Source organism: Acinetobacter sp. Ac_3412, from assembly GCF_013072675.1.
Classification (GTDB): domain Bacteria; phylum Pseudomonadota; class Gammaproteobacteria; order Pseudomonadales; family Moraxellaceae; genus Acinetobacter; species Acinetobacter higginsii.
This window is the reverse complement of record NZ_LXUJ01000012.1, coordinates 327,364-351,368: the sequence shown is the minus strand read 5'-3', so window position 1 is coordinate 351,368 and position 24,005 is coordinate 327,364. Positions and strand designations below refer to the sequence as shown.

Annotated in this window: 24 protein-coding genes and 1 pseudogene; all 25 read left to right on the top strand. The window is 44.0% G+C overall.

The features are described 5' to 3' along the window. The first annotated feature begins 6 nt into the window (after positions 1-6). The 25 genes and pseudogenes from pilW (at position 7) to A7P54_RS16815 (ending at position 23,991) form a co-directional block, all read left to right on the top strand. Entirely contained in the window at positions 7-813 is an 807-nt protein-coding gene (pilW, locus tag A7P54_RS16930) for a type IV pilus biogenesis/stability protein PilW (RefSeq protein WP_216077148.1), read from the top strand. Beyond that, positions 804-1,598 carry a helix-turn-helix domain-containing protein gene (locus A7P54_RS16925; protein ID WP_004802646.1) on the top strand — a complete coding sequence of 265 codons (795 nt, stop codon included), beginning with the start codon at positions 804-806 and terminating at the stop codon, positions 1,596-1,598. Before pilW ends, A7P54_RS16925 begins: the two co-directional genes overlap by 10 nt. A gap of 22 nt (positions 1,599-1,620) precedes the next feature. Next, a complete protein-coding gene (gene ispG / locus A7P54_RS16920) occupies positions 1,621-2,736 on the top strand; it encodes a flavodoxin-dependent (E)-4-hydroxy-3-methylbut-2-enyl-diphosphate synthase (RefSeq protein ID WP_004802647.1) in 1,116 nt (371 codons plus the stop codon). After that, positions 2,733-4,025 carry a histidine--tRNA ligase gene (gene hisS / locus A7P54_RS16915; RefSeq protein ID WP_004802648.1) on the top strand — a complete coding sequence of 431 codons (1,293 nt, stop codon included), beginning with the start codon at positions 2,733-2,735 and terminating at the stop codon, positions 4,023-4,025. Before ispG ends, hisS begins: the two co-directional genes overlap by 4 nt. 29 nt (positions 4,026-4,054) lie before the next feature. After that, positions 4,055-4,753, top strand: a complete 699-nt coding sequence (locus A7P54_RS16910; RefSeq protein WP_004802650.1) for a tetratricopeptide repeat protein — start codon at positions 4,055-4,057, stop codon at positions 4,751-4,753. Continuing rightward, positions 4,753-5,895 carry an outer membrane protein assembly factor BamB gene (bamB, locus tag A7P54_RS16905; RefSeq protein ID WP_171550268.1) on the top strand — a complete coding sequence of 381 codons (1,143 nt, stop codon included), beginning with the start codon at positions 4,753-4,755 and terminating at the stop codon, positions 5,893-5,895. Before A7P54_RS16910 ends, bamB begins: the two co-directional genes overlap by 1 nt. 176 nt (positions 5,896-6,071) lie before the next feature. Continuing rightward, a complete protein-coding gene (gene der, locus A7P54_RS16900) occupies positions 6,072-7,481 on the top strand; it encodes a ribosome biogenesis GTPase Der (protein ID WP_004802653.1) in 1,410 nt (469 codons plus the stop codon). A 250-nt stretch (positions 7,482-7,731) separates the two neighbouring features. After that, complete coding sequence (locus A7P54_RS16895) at positions 7,732-8,346, top strand: beta-ketoacyl synthase chain length factor (RefSeq protein WP_171550267.1); 615 nt, start codon at positions 7,732-7,734, stop codon at positions 8,344-8,346. Then, a complete protein-coding gene (locus tag A7P54_RS16890; protein WP_085942831.1) occupies positions 8,331-9,152 on the top strand; it encodes a lysophospholipid acyltransferase family protein in 822 nt (273 codons plus the stop codon). The genes A7P54_RS16895 and A7P54_RS16890 overlap by 16 nt, the downstream gene beginning before the upstream one ends. Further along, positions 9,136-9,396: a phosphopantetheine-binding protein gene (locus tag A7P54_RS16885; protein ID WP_005206340.1), complete on the top strand. Its 261-nt coding sequence runs from the start codon at positions 9,136-9,138 to the stop codon at positions 9,394-9,396. Before A7P54_RS16890 ends, A7P54_RS16885 begins: the two co-directional genes overlap by 17 nt. An 11-nt stretch (positions 9,397-9,407) precedes the next feature. Further along, positions 9,408-9,656 (top strand): acyl carrier protein, encoded by a 249-nt coding sequence (locus A7P54_RS16880; RefSeq protein ID WP_004802664.1) that lies wholly within the window; start codon positions 9,408-9,410, stop codon positions 9,654-9,656. Next, positions 9,653-10,204: a septation protein IspZ gene (locus A7P54_RS16875; protein ID WP_171550266.1), complete on the top strand. Its 552-nt coding sequence runs from the start codon at positions 9,653-9,655 to the stop codon at positions 10,202-10,204. The genes A7P54_RS16880 and A7P54_RS16875 overlap by 4 nt, the downstream gene beginning before the upstream one ends. Before the next feature lie 6 nt (positions 10,205-10,210). Further along, on the top strand, positions 10,211-11,884 hold the full coding sequence (locus A7P54_RS16870) for an AMP-binding protein (protein WP_171550265.1): 1,674 nt from the start codon (positions 10,211-10,213) through the stop codon (positions 11,882-11,884). A 7-nt stretch (positions 11,885-11,891) separates the two neighbouring features. Then, a complete protein-coding gene (locus A7P54_RS16865; protein WP_227505298.1) occupies positions 11,892-12,635 on the top strand; it encodes a glycosyltransferase family 2 protein in 744 nt (247 codons plus the stop codon). Then, positions 12,635-13,567, top strand: coding sequence for an acyltransferase (locus tag A7P54_RS16860; RefSeq protein WP_171550264.1), 933 nt, complete (start codon positions 12,635-12,637; stop codon positions 13,565-13,567). Before A7P54_RS16865 ends, A7P54_RS16860 begins: the two co-directional genes overlap by 1 nt. A gap of 25 nt (positions 13,568-13,592) precedes the next feature. Continuing rightward, a complete protein-coding gene (locus A7P54_RS16855; RefSeq protein WP_171550305.1) occupies positions 13,593-15,134 on the top strand; it encodes an aromatic amino acid ammonia-lyase in 1,542 nt (513 codons plus the stop codon). Between the two features lie 9 nt (positions 15,135-15,143). After that, positions 15,144-15,572 (top strand): acyl-CoA thioesterase, encoded by a 429-nt coding sequence (locus A7P54_RS16850; RefSeq protein WP_004802675.1) that lies wholly within the window; start codon positions 15,144-15,146, stop codon positions 15,570-15,572. Positions 15,573-15,609: 37 nt separating this feature from the next. Beyond that, positions 15,610-16,242 carry an outer membrane lipoprotein carrier protein LolA gene (locus A7P54_RS16845; protein ID WP_252728632.1) on the top strand — a complete coding sequence of 211 codons (633 nt, stop codon included), beginning with the start codon at positions 15,610-15,612 and terminating at the stop codon, positions 16,240-16,242. Continuing rightward, positions 16,217-18,529 (top strand): hypothetical protein, encoded by a 2,313-nt coding sequence (locus A7P54_RS16840; protein ID WP_171550262.1) that lies wholly within the window; start codon positions 16,217-16,219, stop codon positions 18,527-18,529. The genes A7P54_RS16845 and A7P54_RS16840 overlap by 26 nt, the downstream gene beginning before the upstream one ends. Positions 18,530-18,560: 31 nt before the next feature. Continuing rightward, the gene (locus tag A7P54_RS16835; protein WP_171550304.1) at positions 18,561-19,850 is read left to right on the top strand and encodes an NAD(P)/FAD-dependent oxidoreductase; all 1,290 of its coding nucleotides are present in this window, start codon (positions 18,561-18,563) and stop codon (positions 19,848-19,850) included. Position 19,851: 1 nt separating this feature from the next. After that, positions 19,852-20,406, top strand: a complete 555-nt coding sequence (locus tag A7P54_RS16830) for a DUF3261 domain-containing protein (RefSeq protein WP_171550261.1) — start codon at positions 19,852-19,854, stop codon at positions 20,404-20,406. Further along, a pseudogene (locus A7P54_RS16825) lies at positions 20,403-21,590 on the top strand (beta-ketoacyl-[acyl-carrier-protein] synthase family protein); the annotation flags it as partial. The gene A7P54_RS16830 and the pseudogene A7P54_RS16825, both read left to right, overlap by 4 nt. Positions 21,591-21,596: 6 nt before the next feature. Beyond that, positions 21,597-22,028 carry a 3-hydroxylacyl-ACP dehydratase gene (locus A7P54_RS18860; protein WP_216077155.1) on the top strand — a complete coding sequence of 144 codons (432 nt, stop codon included), beginning with the start codon at positions 21,597-21,599 and terminating at the stop codon, positions 22,026-22,028. 14 nt (positions 22,029-22,042) lie between these two features. After that, a complete protein-coding gene (locus tag A7P54_RS16820; protein WP_005322351.1) occupies positions 22,043-22,768 on the top strand; it encodes a 3-ketoacyl-ACP reductase FabG2 in 726 nt (241 codons plus the stop codon). Next, positions 22,768-23,991 carry a beta-ketoacyl-ACP synthase gene (locus A7P54_RS16815; RefSeq protein WP_005206318.1) on the top strand — a complete coding sequence of 408 codons (1,224 nt, stop codon included), beginning with the start codon at positions 22,768-22,770 and terminating at the stop codon, positions 23,989-23,991. The genes A7P54_RS16820 and A7P54_RS16815 overlap by 1 nt, the downstream gene beginning before the upstream one ends. Positions 23,992-24,005 lie beyond the last annotated feature (14 nt).

Sequence of the window (24,005 nt, the reverse complement as noted above, 5' to 3'; positions counted from 1 at the left end):
AAGGCGTTGAATACCACTCGACCAAAAACGATTATTGCGACAGCTGTTATGTTTACTTTACTTGGCTTAACAGCATGTCAATCAACATCTTCAACATTAAAAAAAGATCCAGAAAAAGCAGTGCAAGTCCGGACCCAACTTGCAGCTGAATATATTCGCAATCGTGATTTAGACGCAGCCAAGCGTTCGCTTGACCAAGCCCTAAAGGTTGATTCACGTGATGCCAATGCCAATATGATGATGGGAATTCTGCTGCAACAAGAAGGTAGCAAGACCAATATGGAAAAAGCAGAAGCTTATTTTAAGCGTGCAATTTCCTCAGAACCTGATAATGCTCAAGCGCGTAATAATTACGGTACATATTTGTATCAAGAGCAACGCTATAATGATGCCATTGAGCAATTTACTCGTGCGGGTGCAACCTTAGGGTATGAACAGCGTTTTCAGTCGTTGGAAAACCTAGGACGAATCTATTTGAAATTGGGCGATGTTGCGAATGCTGAAAAATCATTCAAACAAGCGCTACAAGCGAATCGAAATGCAACCATTTCAATGTTAGAGTTGGCGGAAATTTTCTATTTGCAACAAAATAATAGAGATGCGTCGCAACTATACGAACAATATGTTCGTAACGTGGGACAGAAAAACCAAGGTGCTCGGGCACTTTGGATTGGTCTACGCATTGCTCGAGCGAATGCGGATCAATTAGGAATGCAAGTGTTAGTCAATCAGCTACGTGCGCTATTTCCTGATAGTCCAGAATATCAACGTTATTTGCAATTACAGTACAGTACTGAGGCCGTATGGAAATAAATCCAAATTCACATCAGCCAACTGGCTCAACCTCGCCATCGTCAACCTTAGGAAATATTCAACGACCTGGTGAGTATTTGCGTCAAATTCGTATTGCACAAAAGAAAGAAATTGAAGAGATTGCAAACGTATTGAATATGCCTGTCAAAACATTGACAGCATTAGAGCAAGATGATTATAAATCATTACCTGAAGCAACTTTTATCAAAGGTTATTATCGAGCTTATGCAAAGCATTTAAATGCAGATGCTAGTGCGATCATTCAGCGTTTTGATGAAATCTATGTTAATGATACTGGACTGAAAGCTAGCCATGCCTTGAATAATTCTCCGATTAAAATTATGGGGAAATTATCAGGTTCGAAAAGCGTGCGTAACCGTATCTGGTTAAAACGTATTGCAATCGTTGCGGCTGTTGCAGTTTTAGCATGGTTGGCGGTTATGGCGGTGCAGAATTGGACATCAAGCCATAAAGATGAAGATGATGTACCGAAGATCAAAAATTCGGATGTTCAGATTTTGCCAATGGGGAATACCACCACTGCAACATCTGGTGACCAATTGGTGTTGAATTTTAATCGACCAACTTCTGTGCATATTGTCGATGCAACAGGTAAAGTATTGGCAACAGGTCGTCAAGCATCGACTTTGACTTTAAGTGGCGAATCGCCATTTCAAATTCGTTTAGATGACGCGACCGCAGTCGCATTGACTTTAAATCAGGAGCAAATCTCCTTGTCTCCATATACAGTCAATGGAAAAGCAGAATTCCGTTTGTCTCGTTAATGCCAAAGAGTAGAGCTATACGATGATTGTGAATCCAATTAAACGCCGTCCAACACGAAAAATCCGTGTTGGTTCCGTGTATGTCGGTGGTGATGCCCCGATCAGTGTTCAAAGTATGACCAATACTGAAACCTGTGATGTGGATGCAACTGTGGCGCAAATCCAGCGCTGTGCAGATGCAGGTGCAGATATCATGCGTGTTTCGGTGCCGTCGATGGAAGCAGCAGAGGCGTTTGGCGCGATTCGTAAGCGCGTTTCTGTACCTTTGGTGGCAGATATTCATTTTGATCATCGTATTGCTTTAGCGGTTGCGGATTATGGCGCAGACTGTTTACGTATCAATCCGGGTAATATCGGTTCGGATCAGAAAGTGCGTGAAGTGGTCGCTGCAGCAAAACACCATGGCATTTCGATTCGTATTGGGGTCAATGCTGGGTCTCTGGAAAAAGACTTACAAGTGAAATATGGTGAGCCAACAGGGCAGGCCTTACTTGAATCGGCAATGCGTCATATCGATATTCTGGACCGTTTAGATTTCCATGAGTTTAAAGTCAGTGTCAAAGCATCGAATGTGTTCCTGACCATGGATGCTTATCGCTTGCTGTCTCAACAGATCGATAATCCGTTACACCTTGGCGTAACTGAGGCGGGGATTTACCGTACTGGTACGGTGAAATCAGCCATCGCACTGGGTGGACTGTTGATGGAAGGCATTGGCGATACCATGCGCATCTCGCTTGCAGCTGAACCAGAAGATGAAATTAAAATCGGTTTTGATATTTTAAAGTCGTTGGGCTTGCGCTCAAACGGGATTAATTTTATTGCTTGTCCAAGCTGTTCACGTCAGGAATTCAATGTGATTCAAGTGATGCAGGCCTTGGAAGAGCGTTTAGAAGATATCCGTACCCCGATGGACTTGTCTGTGATCGGATGTAAAGTGAATGGTCCAGGTGAAGCCAAAGAAGCGGATATCGGGATTGTAGGTGCATCACCTCGTTCACTGGTCTATCGAAATGGTGAAAAGAGCCATTTAATTGATACAAATCAGCTGGTTGATGAAATTGAAACAATGGTTCGTCAACGTGTTCAAGAGCTTGAAGAAGCAAAATCTAAAGTCATTATTCGTAGTTCATCATGAGTTCAATCGTCGCTATCAAAGGTTTTAATGACACCCTTCCAACGCAAACTGCGGCTTGGAGAAGTCTGGAACAACAACTTGCATCGTTAATGGATGCATATGGTTATCAACAAATCCGTTTGCCAATCGTTGAGCAAACAGGTCTATTCAAGCGTGCCATTGGTGATGCGACTGATATTGTTGAAAAAGAAATGTATACCTTTTTCGACAAAGGTACACCGCCAGAATCACTGACCTTGCGTCCTGAAGGAACGGCAGGTTGTGTGCGTGCGATGTTAGAGCATAACTTACTGCGTGGTGCGACACCGCGGGTATGGTATCTCGGACCGATGTTCCGCTATGAAAAACCACAAAAAGGTCGTTATCGCCAATTCCATCAATTTGGTGTGGAAACTTTTGGTGTCGCAACGCCGGATATTGATGCTGAAATCATTTTAATGACCGCACGTTTATGGAAACGTATGGGTGTGGCTGCGAATGTTCGCTTAGAGTTAAATACTTTAGGTGAAAGTGATGAACGTGCAGAATATCGTGCGGCTTTGGTTGAGTTCTTAAACCAGCATAAAGATGCGTTGGATGAAGATTCGCAACGTCGTTTAACGACGAATCCATTGCGTATTTTGGATTCTAAAATTGAATCAACGCAAAAGATTTTGGAAAATGCACCGAAGTTGCATGATTTCTTAAAAGAAGATTCAATTAATCACTTTCAGCAATTACAGCAATACTTAACGGATGCTGGTGTTGAGTTTGTGATTAACCAAAAGCTCGTTCGTGGTTTGGATTACTACAACAAAACGGTATTTGAATGGACCACCACCATGTTGGGTTCACAAGGGACGGTTTGTGCTGGTGGTCGCTACGATGGCTTGGTTGGACAGCTCAAAGGTAAAGCAGATCAGTCTGTACCAGCGGTTGGTTTTGCCATGGGGATGGAGCGTTTGTTGTTATTGGTCGAGCAAGTTGCGCAAACCAAAGATGTCCGTGATTGTGAAGTGTTTTTATTGGCTGAGCCGGCGTATCAAGCTAAAGCCTTGGTCTTGGCTGAACAAATCCGTGACCAGTTAGAAGCAGCGAACAGTTCAATCCGCTTAAAAACTGGATCTCAAGGTAGCATGAAAAGCCAAATGAAAAAGGCCGATCAATCAGGTGCAACCTATGCAGTGATCTTGGGTGAGCGTGAGTGGGAATCTCAGCAGTTATTGGTGAAAGAGCTTGCAACGGCTGAACAGGCACAAGTGGCTTTAACTGAACTGACGCCATTTTTTATCGAAAAATTTAAACAATAAATTGCACAATTTAGGAAAAGGACAATCACATGAGTTTAAGTGATGATGAACAACTCGACCAGTTAAAGTCGTTTGCCAAAAAATATGGTTCTGCAATGATTAGCGGAATTCTCATTGCCTTGATTGCCTTTTTCGGATGGGAATATTGGCAAAAGAAAAACCTTGCTGAAGCCCAGAACCAAACAGCAAAGGTACAGAAATTGATGGATGAGGCGAAAGCAGCATCAGGTCAACCAAATGCCTTTGCCAGCTTATCTGAAGCGGCGGATAAAATTGTGAAAGATGATGCGGATTCTGCACAAGCGATTCAAACACAATTTATCATGGCGAAACTTGCTTATGACAAGCAAGATTATGCTGCTGCTGAAAAAGCCTTGAAGAAAGTTGAAACTTCAAAAGTTAAAGATGCTGGTTTAGTTCAAATTGTTAAATTACGTTTAGCTGATGCGCAATTGGCGCAAAGCAAATACGATGAAGCGTTAAAAACCTTAACGAGCGTGACTGATCCTGCGTTTAAGGCGACTGCTGATGAACTTCGCGGTGATATTTTTGTTGCGAAAAAAGACAATGAATCTGCGCGTAAAGCATATCAAAGTGCATGGGATAACCTACTCGAGCGTAAACAAGAACGTCAGCTTTTACAAATTAAACTCGAAAGTGTTGGCGTTTTAGTAGATGATCCTGAGTTTGAGCGCCCGATCTTAGATACCAAAGTGGATGAGTCTTAATGCAGAATAAACTAAAATTACCTTTGGCAATTGCAATTGCTTCAGCTTTACTCGTTGGTTGTTCAAGCAATAAAGTAAAAGAAGCAAAACCGAATCCATTGCCAAAAATCACGCAAGAACAAAATTTAAACCTTGTGTTTTCACAAAGTGTCTCGTCTACCGATGCTGCTGAAGCTTTACGTTTGCAGTTGGATACAGACAATGGTGTGATTTTTGCGATTGACCCAGATGGTCAGGTTTCTGCATACAAAGGTAAACAGCGTCTTTGGAAAAGTAAAATTACCAAACAAGAACTCACTGCTGGTGTAGAAGCAGGTGAGGGAATTGTGGTGAGCGGTAATCGCAAAGGTCAGTTATTTGCTTTAGACCAAGCGACTGGTGAGCAAAAATGGACTGCAAAATTGTCAGGTGCCATTTTATCTCCGTCTTTGATTCAGTCAGGCCGTGTGATTACCATTGCCAATGATGGTACAGTATTTGCGCATGATGCGGCGACAGGACAACAGGTTTGGGCGTATAAGTTACCGAATGTTCAGTTTAGTCTGCGTGGTCAACCAGCACCTGTTCGTTTAGATGAGCGTACTGTGTTAATTGGTTCTGCCAATGCCTATGTTTATGCTTTGGATATCATCAGTGGTGTACCGCGTTTCCAACGTCGTGTGGCGATCAGTGAAGGTCGTTCTGACATTCAGCGACTAGTGGATGTTGTGGGTGATCCAGTGGTTTCAGGTCAATATTTGGTGACGACTAGCTTCCAAGGTCAAGTGACCGTGACTGATCTTGCGACACAACGTGTGGTGTGGAGCGAAGATGTGAGCAGTACCAATAGCGCTGAAGTTGCGGATGATAAAGTTTTCGTTGCGACCACAGATGGCAAGTTGAATGCATATAACTTGGCAACAGGTGAGCTAGTTTGGCAAAATGAAGAATTGTTGAATCGTAAGCTTAGCAATCCTGTGATGCTAGGACAAAACCTTGTTGTGGGTGATTTGGATGGTGTGATTCATCTGATTAATCCAGCCTCAGGTAAGCTAATTGGTCGTGCAAAAACCAGTGGTGAAGTTCGCTCATTACGTGTGATTGACAATCAGCTTTATGTCGCAACACGAAAAGGTGCATTAACCATTTGGCAGAATCGTTAATTTTGTCTTAGCTTGTGGTAAAATGCTCAATTAGCTATTGCTAATAAAAGAATGATCGGGGTATTTGTTTAAACAAAACCCCGAATTTTTATTGTGATTACTTGATCACCAAAATCTTCCATACTGTTTCTGATACGATGTCATCAACGATGGCTCGTCTGAATTAAGGTTAATCTATGAAACCCGTTATTGCGCTCATTGGTCGTCCAAACGTCGGAAAATCAACGCTATTTAACCAAATCACCAAAAGTCGTGATGCTTTGGTTGCTGACTTCGCTGGTTTAACTCGTGACCGCAAATACGGCGATGCGGTTTATCAAAATAAATCGTTCATTGTTGTCGATACGGGTGGTATTGGTGAGAACGAAGGTGGTATCGACTCTTACATGGCCGAGCAGTCGAAAACTGCGATTCATGAAGCAGACATCATTGTTTTTGTCGTCGATGCGCGTGCTGGTCTCTTGGCGTCAGATGAGCAAATCGCTCGTGAACTTCGTACTTTAGGCAAGAAAGTATATCTGGTTGCCAACAAAGTAGATGGTGTACATGCTGAAGCTGCTCTGGTTGAGTTTTATAAGCTTGGTATGGGGGAGCCATTACAAGTTGCGGCGAGCCATGGACGTGGCGTACAACAGATGCTCGAAGATGTCTTGGCTGAGGTTCCAGAAGATGAGAATCCAGAAGAACATGACAAAGCTACAGGTTTACGCTTAGCCATTATTGGTCGTCCTAACGTCGGTAAATCAACCTTGGTTAACCGCCTATTGGGTGAAGATCGTGTCGTTGCATTTGACCAACCGGGTACAACACGTGACTCGATTTATATTCCTTATGAGCGCGATGGTCGTCAATATACTTTGATCGATACAGCAGGTGTACGCCGTAAAGGTAAAGTAGAGGAAATGATTGAGAAATTCTCAATCGTGAAAACCTTACAAGCGATTAAAGATGCGCATGTGATTGTGGTGGTACTAGATGCCCGTGAAGGGGTGGTCGAACAAGATTTACATTTGATTGGTTATGCGCTTGAAGCTGGCCGTGCCATGGTGATTGCAATCAACAAATGGGACAACATGACCGAGTATGATCGCAAGCAATGTAAGTTGGATGTAGACCGTCGTTTTGACTTTATTCCTTGGGCCAAAGTTCATTTAATTTCGGCATTGCATGGCACTGGCGTAGGTGAAATGTACCCAACCATCCATCGTGCTTATGACTCATCACATTTAAAAGTTTCTCCTGCGAAACTGACTCAGATTTTGAATGATGCGACTGAAGCGCACCAACCGCCGATGATTGGTGGTAAACGTATTAAAATGCGTTATGCCCATATGGGTGGACAGAACCCACCAACCATCGTGATTCATGGTAACAAGGTAGACAAAACACCTGCGGATTATCGTCGTTATCTTGAGAACGTGTTCCGTAAAGTTTATAAACTGGAAGGAACGCCGGTTCGTGTAGATTTCAAAACATCGGATAACCCATTTGAGGGGCGTAAATCTCAAGTCGATGAGCGTGTAGCGGCACGTAAACGTCGTTACGTTCAGAAGTTCAAGAAAGCGGAAAAGAAATTCAAACGTTAAGCTAGTCTTGATGATACAAGCCCAAAGTTTGCTTTGGGCTTTTTTGATGCTATTCTTTTATTAGTTAATATAAACAATGCATATTTTTGTTTAGTTTGGCTTGGTTTTGGGTTTTATTTAAAATAAATAATATAAGTTGTTGAAATGTAATAAGAATTATTTTTTGTTAAATTTCGCACCAGTGCTATAATGCCACCGCAAAATTTCTACAAATTGATTATTTTTTAAACCATATTGGATTGTGCATTGCATGTTGAAACTCCATATAACGCAGCCTCAGTTGATTGATGCACAGCAAAACTATGCTGCGTTGGACGCTATTCCAGCCATGCAGCGTCGCCGTCTATCTGCATTGGCAAAAATGGCATTAAGCAGTGCTTTGACAAGCTTAAATGGTCAACATGTTGATTATATTGTATGGGTTTCCCGATTTGGGGATGAACAAAAAACCTTGGATATTCTCCAAGACGTATTACAACAACAAACACCATCACCAACACAATTTTCAACCTCAGTTCATAATGCAATTGCAGGCTTGTATTCGATTCTATGTCAGGATGCGACGCCCTCGACAAGTTTAAGCTGTGAATGGACGGAAGCATTGATTGAGGCTTATGCAATTTTAAAGTCAACAACTACCGCACAACGTGTGTTAGTGGTGGCATATGATCAAGCTTTACCGAATGTTTATGCTGATACGGTTGAGTTTCCCGCATTTGCTTTGGCGACCGTTGTGAGTTTAGAAAATCCCAATCTGGAAGTTTTACAGCTCAGTGGCTCGGAATCATTAGAAAGTTTAGCTTTTTACCAGTTTTGGCAGGCTACAGAAGTAGGTCAATCTGTGTTGAGATGGAAAAAATGTTAAAGCTGAATCAGATTAAACAGAAAGCCAATTATGCTTGGCGTGTTGCAGCAACAGGTTTCAGCTTTGCCAGTTTTGGTGCCGGTGGGGTTGGGATTGCAACCATTGTGGCACCCTTGGTTCATTTAAGCAGCCGCAATCCAGTTGTACGTCAGCAACGTGCACAGCAAGTCATTCATTACAGCTTTAAGGGCTTTACTGAAATGATGGTCAAACTTGGCGTCATGACCTATTCAGTCGAGGGGCTGGAAAAACTGCAACATAGCCGCCAAGAGTTGGTAATTGCCAATCATCCGACCTTGATTGATGTGGTGGTGATGATTGGATTGATGCAGCAGGCCAATTGTGTGGTGAAGCAATCGCTTTGGTCAAATCCGTTTACTCGTGGTCCAGTACGTAGTGCGGGTTATATTTTAAATGCGGGTTCGCAGCAGTTTATTGAAGACTGTGTGCTTCGATTAAAACAGCAAGGTGCAGCTTCATTACTGATTTTTCCTGAAGGAACGCGAACCGAAAAAGGCGAATGTCTGAATGAGTTCCAACGCGGCGCTGCAAATATTGCGATTCGTGCCAATGTGCCGGTACGTCCAGTTTTGATTAGATGTACACCCTCGACCTTAACCAAAAATGAAAAATGGTATCATGTGCCCGCACAGCCTTTTCATATCGAGATTAAGGTACTGGATGCAATTGAAGTCCAAGATATCTTGGCAGATTCAGACGTATCACCGAAACAGGTGCGTCAGTTGAATCAAGGTTTTTATCAAATTTTTAATAATGAGTTATCGAAAAATGAGCAATCTTGCTGATGAATTAAAGCAAATGATTATTGATGTTCTCGCGCTTGAGGATATTGGCATCAGTGATATTGAAACTGAAGCACCATTGTTTGGTGAGGGTTTGGGCTTAGACTCAATTGATGCGCTCGAGTTGGGCTTGGCATTGAAAAAACGCTATAACATTCATTTGAATGCAGAATCAGATGAAACCAAACAACATTTTAAATCAGTTCAAAGTTTAGTGGCTTTGGTTGAAGCTCAGCAAGCAGGTTAAGGAGTAGATCGATGTTAACTCAAGAACAGGTGCTGGCAAAGTTAAGAGAGTGGATGCAGGATTTATTCGAAATTGAACCTGATGATATCCAACTTGATTCCAATTTATATGAAGATCTCGATGTAGACAGTATTGATGCTGTCGATCTGGTGGTTAAAATTAAAGAACTGACTGGTAAACAAGTCAAGCCTGAAGATTTTAAAGCAGTCAGAACCGTACAAGATGTTGTTGCTGTCATTCAGAACATGACCGCTGAATGAGACATCTCATTAGAGGGGGATTGATCACTTTTTTTGTGTTGTACCCCTTTATTGTTGGATGGAGCCTGTCGCATGGACAGTTCATCTGGGTCAGTATTTTACTGATCGTTTTGGGTGTGAGTCGCTTGCTGAGCGCCAAAAGAGATTTGATGTTACCACTGACTGGTTTAGCCATTATTTGTGGTGGATTGAGCCTGATTTTAAAAGATCATGCTTGGCTCAAGCTTTATCCTGTGGGTATGAGTCTTGGTGCGTTGATCATTTTTGCACTGACACTGTATCGACCACCGTCCATGATTGAGCGTTTTGCGCGTCTGGTTGAGCCTGATCTGCCAGCCTCTGGTGTAGTATGGACACGGAAAGTCACTGTGGTTTGGTGCTTCTTCTTTGCAATAAACGCCATGATTGCACTGGCAACGGTATTTGCACCCATGAAATATTGGATCATTTATAACGGCTTTGTGTCTTACCTATTGATGGGGATCTTATTCCTCGGTGAGTACATCTTGCGAAAAAGACATCAACGTTTAAATCAAACGACCCCTTAAAATATTATGCCTATTTCTTTTTATAATGATGCTGATTCAGCGAATGCGTTGTGTATTAGCTCTGAATTAACAACAATTTCTTATGCCGATTTTTGGCAAGACGTCGCTGAACAAACCGCTGCAATCAGGGGATTGAGCCAAGAGACTTGGGCATTATGGGAACAAGATAGTTACCAGTTTTTGCTATTATTTTTTGCAGGCTTATTGGCCAATAAAAAAATCATTTTACCTCCCAATCGTGTTCGAGATTTAGAACAACAATTGGCCCAGCAACAGATTTACTTTCTGAGCCGTCAACCTGTTGCTGCGACTGTGAATGTAGACGAAAGCTTTTCGCAACTGATTCGTATACAAGATGATGATTTTTTAAATCAGGCTGAGATCATATTCTTTACCTCGGGTTCAACAGGCGAACCGAAAAAGATTGAACGTACTTTGAAGCAACTGCTCAATGAAGTGGTTGGCTTAGCCAGTAGTTTTCAGTTCAAGCAGAAAAGCGTTGCCATTGCGACAGTCAGTCACCAGCATATTTATGGCTTACTGTTCAAACTGCTTTTACCACTCGCAACAGGACGTCATTTTTTTAATCCGCAATTGGCTTTTCCTGAAGATGTCATTCAAGCTCAACAGCGTTTAGCCCAACAAGGGTGGAGCAACTACTTGATTTCCAGTCCAGCTTTATTGAAACGCTGGACGCAGGATCTGATCTTGCAGCAGTGTGAACTGGTGTTCAGTTCGGGTGGCAAATTAGATGCAGGCGTCCGACCACATTTGAATGTTCCGATTGTTGAGGTACTCGGGAGCTCAGAAACCGGAGGCATTGCACATCGTCAATATGATGATGCGGCATGGACGGCTTTTAATAATGTTGAGATTCAGATTGCTGCAAATACCCAACTCATGGTGCGAAGTAACCATGCAGGTGAGTCTGGCTGGATCATCACGGGCGATGCTGCTGAGTGGATCAAGATCGACAATAAGCAATTCAAACTTTTAGGTCGCTTGGACCGTATTATCAAGTTGGAAGAAAAGCGCTTGAGTCTGGATGCGATTGAGCACAGTTTGAATACCTTGCAGGAAGTAGAGCAAAGCCACACACTCTTACTTGAACATCAGCATCGACAAATTCTAGCGGCGATTGTGGTGCTCAATGCTGAGGCTCAACAGCAATTAATGACGATAGGTAAAGCCGCTTTTGTCAAACAGTTGAAGCAGCAGTTACAGTATCAGCTGGAAAGCATTGCCATTCCTCGACAGTGGCGTTTTTTGAGCCAGATTCCACAAAATACCCAGTCAAAACGCGATAAAAATTATTTAAAAGCATTATTTAGCCCGATGTTACAGCCTGTCGTGTTATCGCAATGGCAACAACAGGATGAGCAATATTTCAGCCTTGAGTTTCCTGCTGAACTGGAATGTTTTAAGGGGCATTTTCCAACTCAACCGATTTATCCAGGTGTGGGACAAATTGGCTTTATTCAGCAGTTTGCCAAGAATAGTTGGTCTGATTTACAGTGGTGTCAGGGGTTTGAGCAATTGAAGTTTCAAAACCTGATTCGTCCTTATGCTGTGGTGCAATTAAAATTAAGTCGTAAATTACATAAAATCAGCTTTGAAATCACCTCAGAGCAACAGGTCTTGGCTTCAGGGCGCTTATTGTTTGCGCTTGAACAGGTTTAGGAGTCCGCTGATGTTGAACTATGGCATTGTTATTCCTGTGTATAATCATCCGCACTATCTTGCTGATCTTGTTGAGTATCTGGAACAATTTCAATGTCCGATTATTCTCATTAATGATGGCAGTGATGCCGAATGTACGGCGATTCTGCATCAACTGGCACAACAGCATCCATTGGTTGATCTAGTGGAACATCAGACCAACCAAGGCAAGGGGCAAGCGGTCATGACTGGGCTGCAACATGCTTTCCAGTTAGGAATGACACATGCACTGCAACTAGATGCGGATGGTCAGCATTGCTGGGAAGATGTGCCGAAATTTATCGAACAGTCGCAGCAACATCCCCAAGCGATGGTGATTGGACAGCCGATCTTTGATGATTCAGTGCCGAAAAAGCGTCTGTATGGACGTTATGTCACGCATTTCTGGGTCTGGTTAAACAGCTTGTCTTTCGAAATTAAAGACAGTATGTGCGGTTTCCGGGTCTATCCCTTGGCGAAAACCATAGCTGTACTCAATGCTGCTCAATTCCAACCTCGAATGGGTTTTGATAGTGAAATTTTGGTCCGCTTAAAATGGGAAGATACCCCTTTTGTGAATGTGCCTACACGGGTAATTTATCCTGAACATGGTGTGTCACATTTTAATGTGTGGCGTGATAATCTAGGCTTAAGTCAGGCACATGCTCGATTATTTGCAGGGATGCTGCTGCGCTTTCCAAAACTGATTTGGCATAAGTTTAAGGCGGACTGATGACGATACCGCAAACTTCGCAGGACACATGGCATCAGATTAAGGAACGAGGCGGACTGTTGCCGCTGATGCTGATGCTTGGATTTTATCGCTGTGGCGGACGTTGGTTATGCCGTGTGGTACTGTATTTTATTATTATGTGGTATTGGCTGTTTGCGGTAACAGCTCGACAGGCTTCTTTACAATATTTACAGCGTTTGCATCAATTTGCAGGGTCTCAGTCACCGTTTGCAGCAATGCCGAACTGGATGAATAGCTATATGCATTTCATGCAGTTTGGTGAGTGTATTCTGGATAAGATTGAGGGCTGGTTAGGGCATATTCCCGAGCAAAAACTGCAATTGTTTGGGCATGAGCACTTCCAGCGACACTACCAAAAAGGTGCGATTATTGTGGTGTCGCACTTTGGCAATATTGAGCTACTGCGGGCGCTAAAGTCAGAGCACCCACAAAAAATTAATGTACTGGTGTATCAAAAGCATGCCTCACAATTTAATCAGTTTTTAAAAAAAATTAATGATAAGGCTGATGTCAATTTAATTGCAGTGGATGAACTGGGAATTGAAACAGCGATGCTGTTACAGGAAAAGATGGAGCAGGGTGAGTGGGTGATCGTGGCGGCGGATCGGATTCCTGTGCAGTCGGATCGAGTGCAAAGCATCCAGTTTTTGGGACATGAGGCTGTATTACCACAAGGGGCATGGATTTTGGCCAATTTACTCAAAGTTCCTGTGCTGGCGGTCTTTTGTTATCGCGCCCAGCAGAAGTTTCAGGTGCATATTCATGCGATTGCCGAGCAAGTGGATTTACCGCGTAAAACCCGATTAAGCAGCATGCAGCAGATCACCCAATCCTATGTCGCCGTATTAGAACAACATTGCTTACGGGCACCGTATCAATGGTTTAATTTTTATCAGTTTTGGACAAAATAACGTGAATGCAAGTCAAAGTGAAGCAATGCTCAAGCCGGTTCTGATTGTCGGCGAGCAGCCACTCAGTATTGAAGATGTGGTGGCGGTTGCTCGACAACAGCGTCAAGTGGCTTTACCGACAGCAACAGCTTGGCGTGAATTGATTCAGCGTGGGGCTGACTTTTTAGATCAGCTGTTGCTGGATGAAGGCGTGATCTACGGCGTTACCACAGGCTATGGGGATTCATGTCTGGTTGAAATTCCGATGCATCAAGTCAATGAATTGCCTTTGCATCTGTCTCGTTTTCATGGCTGCGGTCTCGGTGAAAATCTGGATTTGATCACTGCCCGTGCAGTGGTGGTGACTCGTCTTTGTTCACTTGCACGAGGTTATTCGGGGGTGTCTTTGGCCTTGCTGGAGCGTCTGGTCTGGATGCTGAATGAAAACATTATTCCAGTGATTCCATCGGAAGGCTCTGTTGGGGCAAGTGGTGATCTGACGCCTCTGTCCTATATTGCAGGTGCTTTGGTTGGTGAGCGTGATGTCTATGCACAAGGCAAGATTGTACCGATTGCACAAGTCTATGCAGAGCAAGGCTTGGACGCCTTGGTGTTACGCCCGAAAGAAGGCTTGGCACTGATGAATGGTACCGCGGTGATGACGGCGATTGCCTGCTTAAACTATAAAAAAGCAGAGCAGGTGGCATTGGCCAGTACCTTGATCACCGCTTTAAATGTCTTGGCCTTAGAAGGTAATCCAAGTCATTTTGATGAAGTCTTGTTTGCCCAAAAACCGCATCAAGGTCAGCAGCAGATTGCCCAGCAATTACGCGAATGGCTGAACAGTGAAGTGCAGACAGCACACCAAAGTCCACGTTTACAGGATCGTTATTCTTTACGCTGTGCGCCGCATATTATTGGTGTGTTTGAAGATTCAAAAACATGGTTGCGTCAATTTATCGAAAATGAATTAAATTCCAGCAATGATAACCCATTGATCGATCCTGTGAATTTACGGGTGCTGCATGGTGGTCATTTCTATGGCGGGCATATTGCGCAAGCCATGGACAGTTTGAAGATTATGATCGCCAATATTGCCGACTTGATGGACCGACAAATTGCACAGCTGGTCGACCATAAAATGAATCATGGTTTAGCACGCAATTTAACGGGTGCCAGTGCCGAGCGCCTGCCTTTGAATCATGGTTTTAAAGCGGTACAAATTGGGGTTTCGGCTTGGACCGCAGAAGCCTTGAAACATACCTTGGCCGCGTCTATTTTCTCACGTTCGACCGAATGCCATAACCAAGACAAAGTCAGTATGGGGACCATTGCCGCCCGAGATGCGACTCGGGTCATTACCTTGACACAGCAGGTTTTGGCGGCCTTATGTTGTGCCAGTGTGCAGGCTGTACATTTGAAAGGTGTTGAATCTCAATTAAGCCCGCCTCTAAAGGCCTTTGTCGAGTGGACCTTACAAAGTTTTGCACTACTGCAAGAAGATCGTCCTTTACAAACTGAACTACAACAGATTATTGATCGTTTCGACAACTTTGAATTGTTCAATCAATTCCAGCAACAGGTCTAGGAGCGACAGATGCAGGCAGATGTAATCATTGAAATCCCATTTCATGATGTCGATACCATGAATGTGGTCTGGCATGGACATTATTTAAAGTATTTCGAAATTGCGCGTTGTAAGTTATTGGAACAGTTTAATTATAACTACAATCAGATGAGAGCATCGGGCTACGCATGGCCTGTGATTGAAAGCCATGTGCGTTATGTACAAGGCATTGAGTTTGAACAGAAAATTAAAGTTCGCGCGATTTTAAAAGAATGGGAAAACCGTTTAAAAATTGAATATCTGATTCTTGATGCAAACACTGGACGACGTTTAACCAAAGGCTATACCACGCAAGTGGCTGTGAATATGGAGACCCGAGAAATGTGTTTCCAGTCTCCGCAAATTTTACTGGATTGTTTAAATGCATGGGATGCGTTTAAGGAGCACCCGCATGGTTAATTCTGGTTTTCTGAATCTCAATCGCCTTGTTGCATTGATGCAACAGCGTGCTTGCTGGTTATTACTTAGTGTTGTTAGTGTATTGTTCAGCTTGAGTGTTTCCGTATCGGCACATGCGGATCAGGTCTCGACAATTTTTAATCAGCTTGCTAAAAGTGAACTCATCCGCGCCGATTTTGAACAGCAAAAAAAGTTGGCAAGTTTAAACAAGACTTTTGTTTCCAATGGCACACTGACCTTTGCGAAATCAAATGGTGTACTTTGGCAAATTAAACGACCTGTGCAAGCCGATTTGATCGTAACCCAAAAGAAACTCATCCAGAAAACACAACGAACCTATAGCCAGATCCAGATTGACCAATCGCCTTATAGTTCGGTTGCGACCTTATTTTTGCAACTGATGTCGGGTGATGATAAAGCTTTGGCGAAGAATTTTAATGTGTTATTCGCCAATTACAGCCCGACAGGCTGGAATATCGCGTTAACACCTAAATCAGCGCTATTTAAAAAGTTGTTCCTGAGAATTGATGCGCAAGGACAACAGTATGTGAATAAGATCGTGATTCAAGAACAGGCCAATAACAGCACCACGATTTTATTCCGTAATCAAACCACTCAACCGAATCAACTGACGGCTGCTGAAGATGCGCTTTTCCAATTGGCAAAATAAATTTACTGCCATTTGGTTAGTTCTTTTAACCATTGTTGGACTTGCGCTGGCAGTGGCATGGGTCAAAAAAGAGATCCATATCCAGACCAATATTTTTGCTTTGCTGCCTGAAACGCAAAAAAATCCTGAGCTTGCTAAAACACAGCAATATATGAGTGATCAGCTCAATGAAAAAGTCTTTGTTGTTTTAGAAAGTCAGGATCAACAGGCCTTAGCGCAAGCCACTCAGTTGTTTCAACAGAAGTTACTACACAGTGACCTGTGGCAACCGCTTCGACCACAGTTGGATTTAGCACAGTTTTCCAAACAGCTATATCAACATCGGGCAGGTTTGCTGAATCAACAAGACCGACAGTTTTTGCAACAGCAGGATTATGAGGCACTGACCGAACAAAGCCTGATGCAGTTAATGAGTGTCGGGATGCCGATTACCGCGACCTCATTACAGCAAGACCCTTTATTGCTGTTTCCACGCTATATGTTGAGTGTGGCCAATCAGCTTTCAAGCAATGTTGAGCTGGAAGATGGTTTTGCAACCATTCATGATGAGCAAAAGACCTCACGCTTATTGGTTCTGCAATTAAAACAGAGTCCTTATAACATTGATTATCAGGAACAGGTCAGCGCTTGGATTGAACAGTTGCAGCCTGAGCTGAACAAGTTGCAGGTTCAATCGCATTGGACGGGGACCATTTTATTTTCTAATTATGGAACCCAGTCGGCCAAGCAGGAAATTTCAACCATTGGCCTCGGTTCGACCTTGGGCTTAATCCTGTTGGTCTGGTTTGGCTTCCGTTCATTCCGACCGCTCATGACTGAATTTATCGCAGTGTCGACGGGGAGCTTATTGGCATTTGCGGTGACACATCTGGTGTTTGGTGAAATCCATCTGATGACTCTGGTCTTTGGTGCCAGTCTGATCGGGGTGTGTGTCGATTTCTCTTTCTATTTTATGGCAATGCAATCGCAGCACCGTAAACTGGATGGCTTTAGGATTCTTAGACCGCTGTTGCCAAGCTTATTTATGGGCTTAATGACCACGGTTGTGGCCTATATTTTTCTGAGCTTTACGCCGTTTCCAGCCTTTAGGCAAATTGCGGTGTTTTCAATTGTCGGTTTGATTGCTGCCTGGATCACCAGTGTATTGCTCCTACCGCGCTTAGCTCCGCTGAATGCACAAGCTGCAATTCGACGCTTAGCTTGGATTGGAATGGCCAGACAATGGTTTCAGCAACATCAAAAACTACGCTATGGCTTTATTTTGGGTATCTTGCTGATTGGAGGAGGCAGTCTATTTGCTCTGCAATCCAATGATGATATTCGAAACTTGCAAAGTATGGATGCCAAGCTGAAACAGGAAGATCAATATATTCGTTCCTTGTTTGCCCAGCAGCAAAGCAGTGATTATTTTGTTGTGCGTGCACACTCCAGTGCTGCGCTTGAGCAGCAAGAAGCACAATTGATTGATCAATTGCAGCAATTGCAGACTCAGGGACAGATTGACGGTTTTCAAGCTTTGGGACAATGGATTCCTCCTTTGGCTCAGCAGCAACAAAATGTGCAGCTACTTCAGCAGATTCCTGCCACGGCACTGAAAAAGTATGCGGAAAGCATGGGGTTGAATTTTGCTGATCTACTGCAATGGCAACAACAAATGCAGCAGCAACCTTTACTCACGGAACAGGTGTTTCAACAACATCCTTTGGCATTTTTACAGCTCAGCCCTACTGAGCGTCTGGTCATGGTGCGTGGGGTTAAACAGGCGCAGCGATTACAGCAACTTGAATCCGCACAGATTGATTTCCAACAACCTGTCAGTACGCTGTCTAGTGCGTTTGCACAGCATCGTCAGCAAGCGCAGCATTTATTGATCTATGCCTTATTGGGATTGGCGCTAGGTTTGGGCTTGGTCTATGGCAGGCGCTCGATTATGCCGCTGGTTTTACCTGTGACTTTGGCGCTGATCAGTACCTTTGCGGTACAGGCATGGTTGGGTGTGGAAATTAACTTATTCAGTATTATGGGAACCTTCTTGATCATTGGGATTGGTGTGGATTATGCGATTTTCTATCGGCATGGACATGACCATCCTCAGGTGGTTGGCATGGCGCTGTTTTTGTGTATGATGTCGACCTTATTGGGCTTTGGACTCTTATCATTGAGTCATACTTATGCGATTCATTGTTTTGGTCTAACCGTTTTATTGGGTGTGATTTTTTCATTTGTTTATGCGACTTTGCTTACACCAGCTGATCAGCACCATATTGTGAATTTAGAAGAGCATTAAAAAAATCTAATTTTTAGGGGCAATAATGAAGATGATACAAACAGCCGATGTGGTAATTATTGGTGCTGGACCTTCTGGTAGTTCAGCCGCAGCCTTGCTTCGTCAAAAAGGCTATGCGGTCACGGTGATTGAAAAACAATATTTTCCACGCTTTTCGATTGGTGAATCTTTATTGCCGCAGTGCATGGTATTTTTGGAAGAAGCGGGCTTATTAGAAACTGTACGGGAACATGTTCAATCTCGTGCATTTCAGTTTAAAAATGGCGCGGCATTTTTGTGTGGTGAAAAACGTAGCCATTATGATTTTACTGAAAAATTTAGCACGGGGCCTGGTACTACTTGGCAAGTTCGCCGTGCTGACTTCGATCACTTACTGGCTCAACAAGCACAGCAATATGGTGCAGATATTCGTTTTGGACATGAAGTTGTTGCGATCGATGTTGAGGTGGAACACCCTGTTTTAACCGTGCTAGATGAGGCACAGCAGCACTATCAGATTCAAGCCAAGTTTTTATTGGATGCCAGTGGTTTTGGCCGTATCTTACCGAAGTTTTTAGATTTAGAAAGCCCATCCAATTTCCCAGTGCGTCGTGCCTTGTTTACCCATATTGAAGATGGGATTGGTGATCGTGCTGATTTTGACCGTGACAAAATTTTAATTACCGTGCATGAAAAAGACCGTCGTGCTTGGTATTGGCTGATTCCTTTTGCTGATGGTCGAGCTTCCTTTGGTGTGGTGGCAGAGCAGGATTTCTTTGATCATTATCAGGTTGAAGATGCCGCTCAGAATGAACCAGAGCTGTTATTGAAACGGATTCTGGCAGATGATGCTGCATTATCTCAGGTCTTAGCACAGGCGAAATTTGATACGCCTGTACGTACCTTGGTTGGTTATTCGGCAAACGTCAAACATTTGGCAGGTCGGAATTATGCCTTGCTCGGCAATGCAGGTGAGTTTCTCGATCCTGTATTTTCATCGGGAGTGACCATTGCATTAAAATCTTCCAGTCTGGCAATTCCTTTAGTTGATCGAGTGTTGCAAGGTGAACAGGTGGATTGGATGCAGGAGTACGAATTACCGCTGCGTAAAGGGATTAAAGTGTTTCGTGCTTATGTCGAGTCTTGGTACGAAGGCGAGTTTCAGGATGTGGTATTCGCAAGTAATCAAAATGACAACATTCGTCGTATGGTTTCATCATTATTGGCAGGTTATGCATGGGATGATCAAAATCCGATTCATAAAAATGCCAAACGCCGTTTAAGCACCTTGGCCGAGTATTGCCGTGAAGGCGTCGCGCAAGAGAAAGCCTTAGAGGTTTAATATGCAACGGATCTGGATCAACTTATTATGCTGTAGCATGTTGCTGTTGAGTGGCTGTCAGCTGACGCCCCATGCACAGGGACTGAAAAGCAGTCATTGGCCAGCACAGCAATATCAACGGCAAGATCAAGTTGAAGTGCAGTGGAAGGATAAAAGCTTTAGCTTCTTACTGTATCAACAGCAGCAAGGTCAGCAACTCAGTCTGCTTGCTTTGGGTTTAACTGGACAGCCTTTGTTCCAATTACAGTTTGATGGGCAGCAGGTCAAGGTACAGCAACGCATTGATCAGATGCGCCTACTGCCTTTTGAGTTTGTGGTTCGAGATCTGTTATTCGCAACCTATCCTCAGTTTGCTCAGTTAGGACAACAGTCTGTTCGGGTACAACAATCGGCAACGCAACAGCAAGTTTTTATTGCTGAAAAGGCGGTATTAGCGATTCAAACGCAAGACAAGAGCATTGAGCTTGATAATCTGCAGGTACCGTACCGCATGACCTTGAGCCCGATTGAAAATACTTTGAATGGCGATCAATCTGAGCAAGGAGTGCAGCCATGAGTCAATCTTTATCTCAGTTGCAAGCAGTCGGTATTCCCCTAAGTGTTGGGCTTTCTGCATTAGGTCAGGATATTCAGCAGATTCGTGAAGGTCTAACGACTCCTGACAATACCCTGACACTGGAAGCAGGATTTTTAGCCGATCGTGCTGTTTGGGTCGGACGCTATGCAGAGGCATTGATTGAGACTGTGCCTGAATCGCTAGCTCGATTTGACTCGCGTAATCTACGCTTTGCTTTGACTGCTTTGCAAGAAATTGAGACTGAACTTCAACAGCAGATTGCCAGCATTGATTCAAAACGTCTCAGTATTGTAATGGGGACTTCGACTTCGGGAATATCCGACAGTGAGCTGTTATTGAAACAGTATTTTGATGGGAATGCTGCCATTGAAATTATGCATCAACCGCAAGAAATGGGCTGCCTAGCCAATGCTTTACAAATTTATCTCGGCTGGCAAGGGGCGGCTTATACCATTTCGACGGCCTGTTCTTCCAGCGCCAAGGCTTTTGCCGCAGGACAACGTTTAATTCAGGCTGGCTTAGCTGATGCGGTATTGGTTGGTGGTGTCGATACCTTATGCCAACTGACCTTAAATGGTTTTAACAGTTTGGAAAGTTTATCGGCAGATATTTGCCAACCCTGCGGTGTCAATCGAGATGGCATTAACATTGGCGAAGCCGCGGCTTTATTTTTACTGACCAAAGCCTCCGCACCGATCATGTTATATGGTGTGGGTGAATCGATGGATGCATGGCATATTTCTGCGCCGCATCCTGAAGGTCTAGGTGCAGCGACCGCGATGCAGCGCGCCTTGGACAGTGCGGCGATAACAGCGCAAGAGGTGGGATATATCAATTTGCATGGAACTGCCACACCGCAAAATGATGCGATGGAAATCAAGGCTGTTCGACAAGTCTTTCAAGGCTTGAATGTGCCCTTAAGTAGTACCAAGCATAAAACTGGACATTGTTTGGGAGCGGCGGGTGCGATAGAAGCTTTTATCTGTACCCAATTATTAAAAGATCAAAGCGGCTTGCCTTTGCATCAACAGGTTGAGCTTGATTCTGAGCTGGCGGATCAAAACTATGTCACAGATGCTCGGCAGACCGAGAACATTCGCTATGTATTGAGTAATTCTTTTGCCTTTGGTGGCAGCAATATCAGTTTGTTATTTGGGGTACAGCACCAAATGAAATTAGATGCGATTGAATATATTCCACATCAACAACCTATGGTCTTTATTGATCATTTGGTTGAGGCCAATGAGGGTTATGCGATTGCTGAATTGACCATTCGTCCTGAATTAATGTTTTGTGAGGCGGCGGGTTTACCGACGTGGACAAGTATTGAAATTATGGCGCAAACCATTAGTGCCTATTCAGGTTGGATGGGGCAACAATTACAGCAAGCACCAAAAGTGGGGTTTTTGTTGGGAACACGCAAGCTACATTTACCCTTTGCGTATTTTGCGCTTGGACAGACCTTGAGGATTCGGGTCGAGCAGCAATATCTGCATGAAGGTCTGGGGCAGTTTTCTTGCGAGATTGAAGGGGCTGAGCAGGTGATCAGTGCCTTACTCAGTGTTTATGAACCGGCTGATCAATCGACATTGGCATTATAGTTTTAGGAACAACAATGAATAGAAGAATATTGGTCACGGGTTCAAGTCGTGGCATTGGTAAAGCAATCGCATTGCAATTGGCTCAGGCAGGTTTTGATGTGACCATTCACGCCCGTTCACGTGAGGCTGAGGCAGCTCAGGTGGTTGAGCAGATTCAAAAGCTTGGGCAAAACAGCCATTATTTATTATTTGATGTGAATGAACGTGAGCATGTCAAAAGTTTATTAGAACAAGATGTAGAACAGCATGGTGCTTTTTATGGGGTAGTACTAAACGCCGGTCTTACTCATGACGGTGCTTTCCCTGCATTAACTGATCAGGACTGGGATGAGGTCATTTCGACCTCTTTAGACGGTTTTTATAATGTGCTTAAACCCTTGATCATGCCGATGATCCATTTACGCAAAGGTGGGCGAATCGTGACGCTTTCTTCGGTCTCAGGCATTATGGGTAATCGTGGACAGGTGAATTATAGTGCAGCAAAAGCAGGCTTGATTGGGGCAACCAAGGCATTGGCTTTGGAATTGGCCAAGCGCAAAATCACGGTGAACTGTGTGGCACCTGGTCTGATTGAAACGGAAATGGTCACCGATGAAGTCAAAGAGCATGCATTAAAAATGATTCCAATGCAGCGCATGGGGCAGGTGGATGAAGTGGCGGCTGTGGTGAAATTTCTCTGTTCAGATGAAGCCTCTTATATTACCCGTCAGGTGATTTCGGTCAATGGAGGACTGATTTGATGAAGCGTGTTGTGGTTACAGGCATGGCAGGAATTACCTCGCTGGGTGAAAATGCGGATGACATCTTTGCTCAATTCCATGCGGGTAAAAGCGGTATTTGCTATATGTCCGAGTGGGAGCAATATCCAGATTTAAGAACCAAGCTTGCAGGCCCAGTGACAGATTTTCAAGTCGCCAAGCATTTTAACCGTAAGGTGACACGAGGCATGGGACGTGTCGCGTTAATGTCGGTCATCAGTGCTGAGAATGCCTTGCAAGATGCAGGCTTAATCGGTCATGAGATATTGAGCAGTGGTGAGGCTGGTGTGGCCTTTGGCTCATCTGCAGGCAGTGTGGATGCGGTACGCGAGTTTGGCAATATGCTGATTGATCAAGACATGAGTAAGATCAATGCCACCACCTATATCCGCATGATGTCACATACCAGTGCTGTGAACATGACCGTTTATTTCGGTCTGAAAGGGCTTACCTTGCCAACCTCGAGTGCATGCACCTCAGGTTCAATGGCGATTGGTCAGGCCTATGAAGCGATTAAATACGGTAAACAAACGCTTATGCTTGCAGGCGGCGCGGAAGAGCTGAGTGCCGCAGGTGCTGCCGTTTTTGATGTTTTATTGGCGACCAGTGGGATGAATGATCATCCTGAAAAATCACCACGACCGTTTGATACACGACGAGACGGCTTGGTGATTGGCGAGGGCGCTGGTTGTTTGATTCTTGAAGAATATGAACATGCCAAGCAGCGCGGCGCCACCATTTACGCGGAGATCATTGGCTATGCGAGCAATACCGATGGACAGCATGTGACCAAGCCTGATAGTGAGCGGATGGGGCAATGCATGCAAATGGCATTGAAAGATGCCCAACTGGATGCCAGCCAGATTGACTATGTCAATGCGCATGGTACTTCAACCGATCAAGGAGACATTGCTGAAAGCCAAGCTACGGCAAGGATTTTGGGGCGTAAACCCATCAGCTCACTAAAGAGTTATTTTGGACATACCTTGGGGGCGTGTGGGGCAATTGAAGCTTGGTTGGGTATAGAAATGATGCAGCGTGGGGAATTGATTCCAACGTTGAATCTGGATGAAATTGATCCACAATGTGGTGATTTAGATTATATTACTCAGCAAGTGAGAGCGAGTGAGATCAATATCATGATGAGCAATAACTTCGCTTTTGGTGGGATTAATACCTCACTGATTTTTAAACGAACAACATAACAAGCAAGGGGCAT

Bases quoted from the DNA above. Each gene is read 5' to 3' on its own strand.
- A7P54_RS16860 (WP_171550264.1), top strand. From the start codon at position 12,635: ATGACGATACCGCAAACTTCGCAGGACACATGGCATCAGATTAAGGAA.
- A7P54_RS18860 (WP_216077155.1), top strand. From the start codon at position 21,597: ATGAAATTAGATGCGATTGAATATATTCCACATCAACAACCTATGGTC.
- A7P54_RS16910 (WP_004802650.1), top strand. From the start codon at position 4,055: ATGAGTTTAAGTGATGATGAACAACTCGACCAGTTAAAGTCGTTTGCC.
- A7P54_RS16880 (WP_004802664.1), top strand. From the start codon at position 9,408: ATGTTAACTCAAGAACAGGTGCTGGCAAAGTTAAGAGAGTGGATGCAG.
- bamB (WP_171550268.1), top strand. From the start codon at position 4,753: ATGCAGAATAAACTAAAATTACCTTTGGCAATTGCAATTGCTTCAGCT.
- hisS (WP_004802648.1), top strand. From the start codon at position 2,733: ATGAGTTCAATCGTCGCTATCAAAGGTTTTAATGACACCCTTCCAACG.
- A7P54_RS16875 (WP_171550266.1), top strand. From the start codon at position 9,653: ATGAGACATCTCATTAGAGGGGGATTGATCACTTTTTTTGTGTTGTAC.
- A7P54_RS16835 (WP_171550304.1), top strand. From the start codon at position 18,561: ATGATACAAACAGCCGATGTGGTAATTATTGGTGCTGGACCTTCTGGT.
- A7P54_RS16925 (WP_004802646.1), top strand. From the start codon at position 804: ATGGAAATAAATCCAAATTCACATCAGCCAACTGGCTCAACCTCGCCA.
- A7P54_RS16845 (WP_252728632.1), top strand. From the start codon at position 15,610: ATGCAACAGCGTGCTTGCTGGTTATTACTTAGTGTTGTTAGTGTATTG.
- A7P54_RS16840 (WP_171550262.1), top strand. From the start codon at position 16,217: ATGCGCTTTTCCAATTGGCAAAATAAATTTACTGCCATTTGGTTAGTT.
- A7P54_RS16885 (WP_005206340.1), top strand. From the start codon at position 9,136: ATGAGCAATCTTGCTGATGAATTAAAGCAAATGATTATTGATGTTCTC.
- A7P54_RS16850 (WP_004802675.1), top strand. From the start codon at position 15,144: ATGCAGGCAGATGTAATCATTGAAATCCCATTTCATGATGTCGATACC.
- der (WP_004802653.1), top strand. From the start codon at position 6,072: ATGAAACCCGTTATTGCGCTCATTGGTCGTCCAAACGTCGGAAAATCA.
- A7P54_RS16815 (WP_005206318.1), top strand. From the start codon at position 22,768: ATGAAGCGTGTTGTGGTTACAGGCATGGCAGGAATTACCTCGCTGGGT.
- A7P54_RS16870 (WP_171550265.1), top strand. From the start codon at position 10,211: ATGCCTATTTCTTTTTATAATGATGCTGATTCAGCGAATGCGTTGTGT.
- A7P54_RS16895 (WP_171550267.1), top strand. From the start codon at position 7,732: ATGTTGAAACTCCATATAACGCAGCCTCAGTTGATTGATGCACAGCAA.
- A7P54_RS16820 (WP_005322351.1), top strand. From the start codon at position 22,043: ATGAATAGAAGAATATTGGTCACGGGTTCAAGTCGTGGCATTGGTAAA.
- A7P54_RS16830 (WP_171550261.1), top strand. From the start codon at position 19,852: ATGCAACGGATCTGGATCAACTTATTATGCTGTAGCATGTTGCTGTTG.
- A7P54_RS16890 (WP_085942831.1), top strand. From the start codon at position 8,331: ATGGAAAAAATGTTAAAGCTGAATCAGATTAAACAGAAAGCCAATTAT.
- ispG (WP_004802647.1), top strand. From the start codon at position 1,621: ATGATTGTGAATCCAATTAAACGCCGTCCAACACGAAAAATCCGTGTT.
- A7P54_RS16855 (WP_171550305.1), top strand. From the start codon at position 13,593: ATGCTCAAGCCGGTTCTGATTGTCGGCGAGCAGCCACTCAGTATTGAA.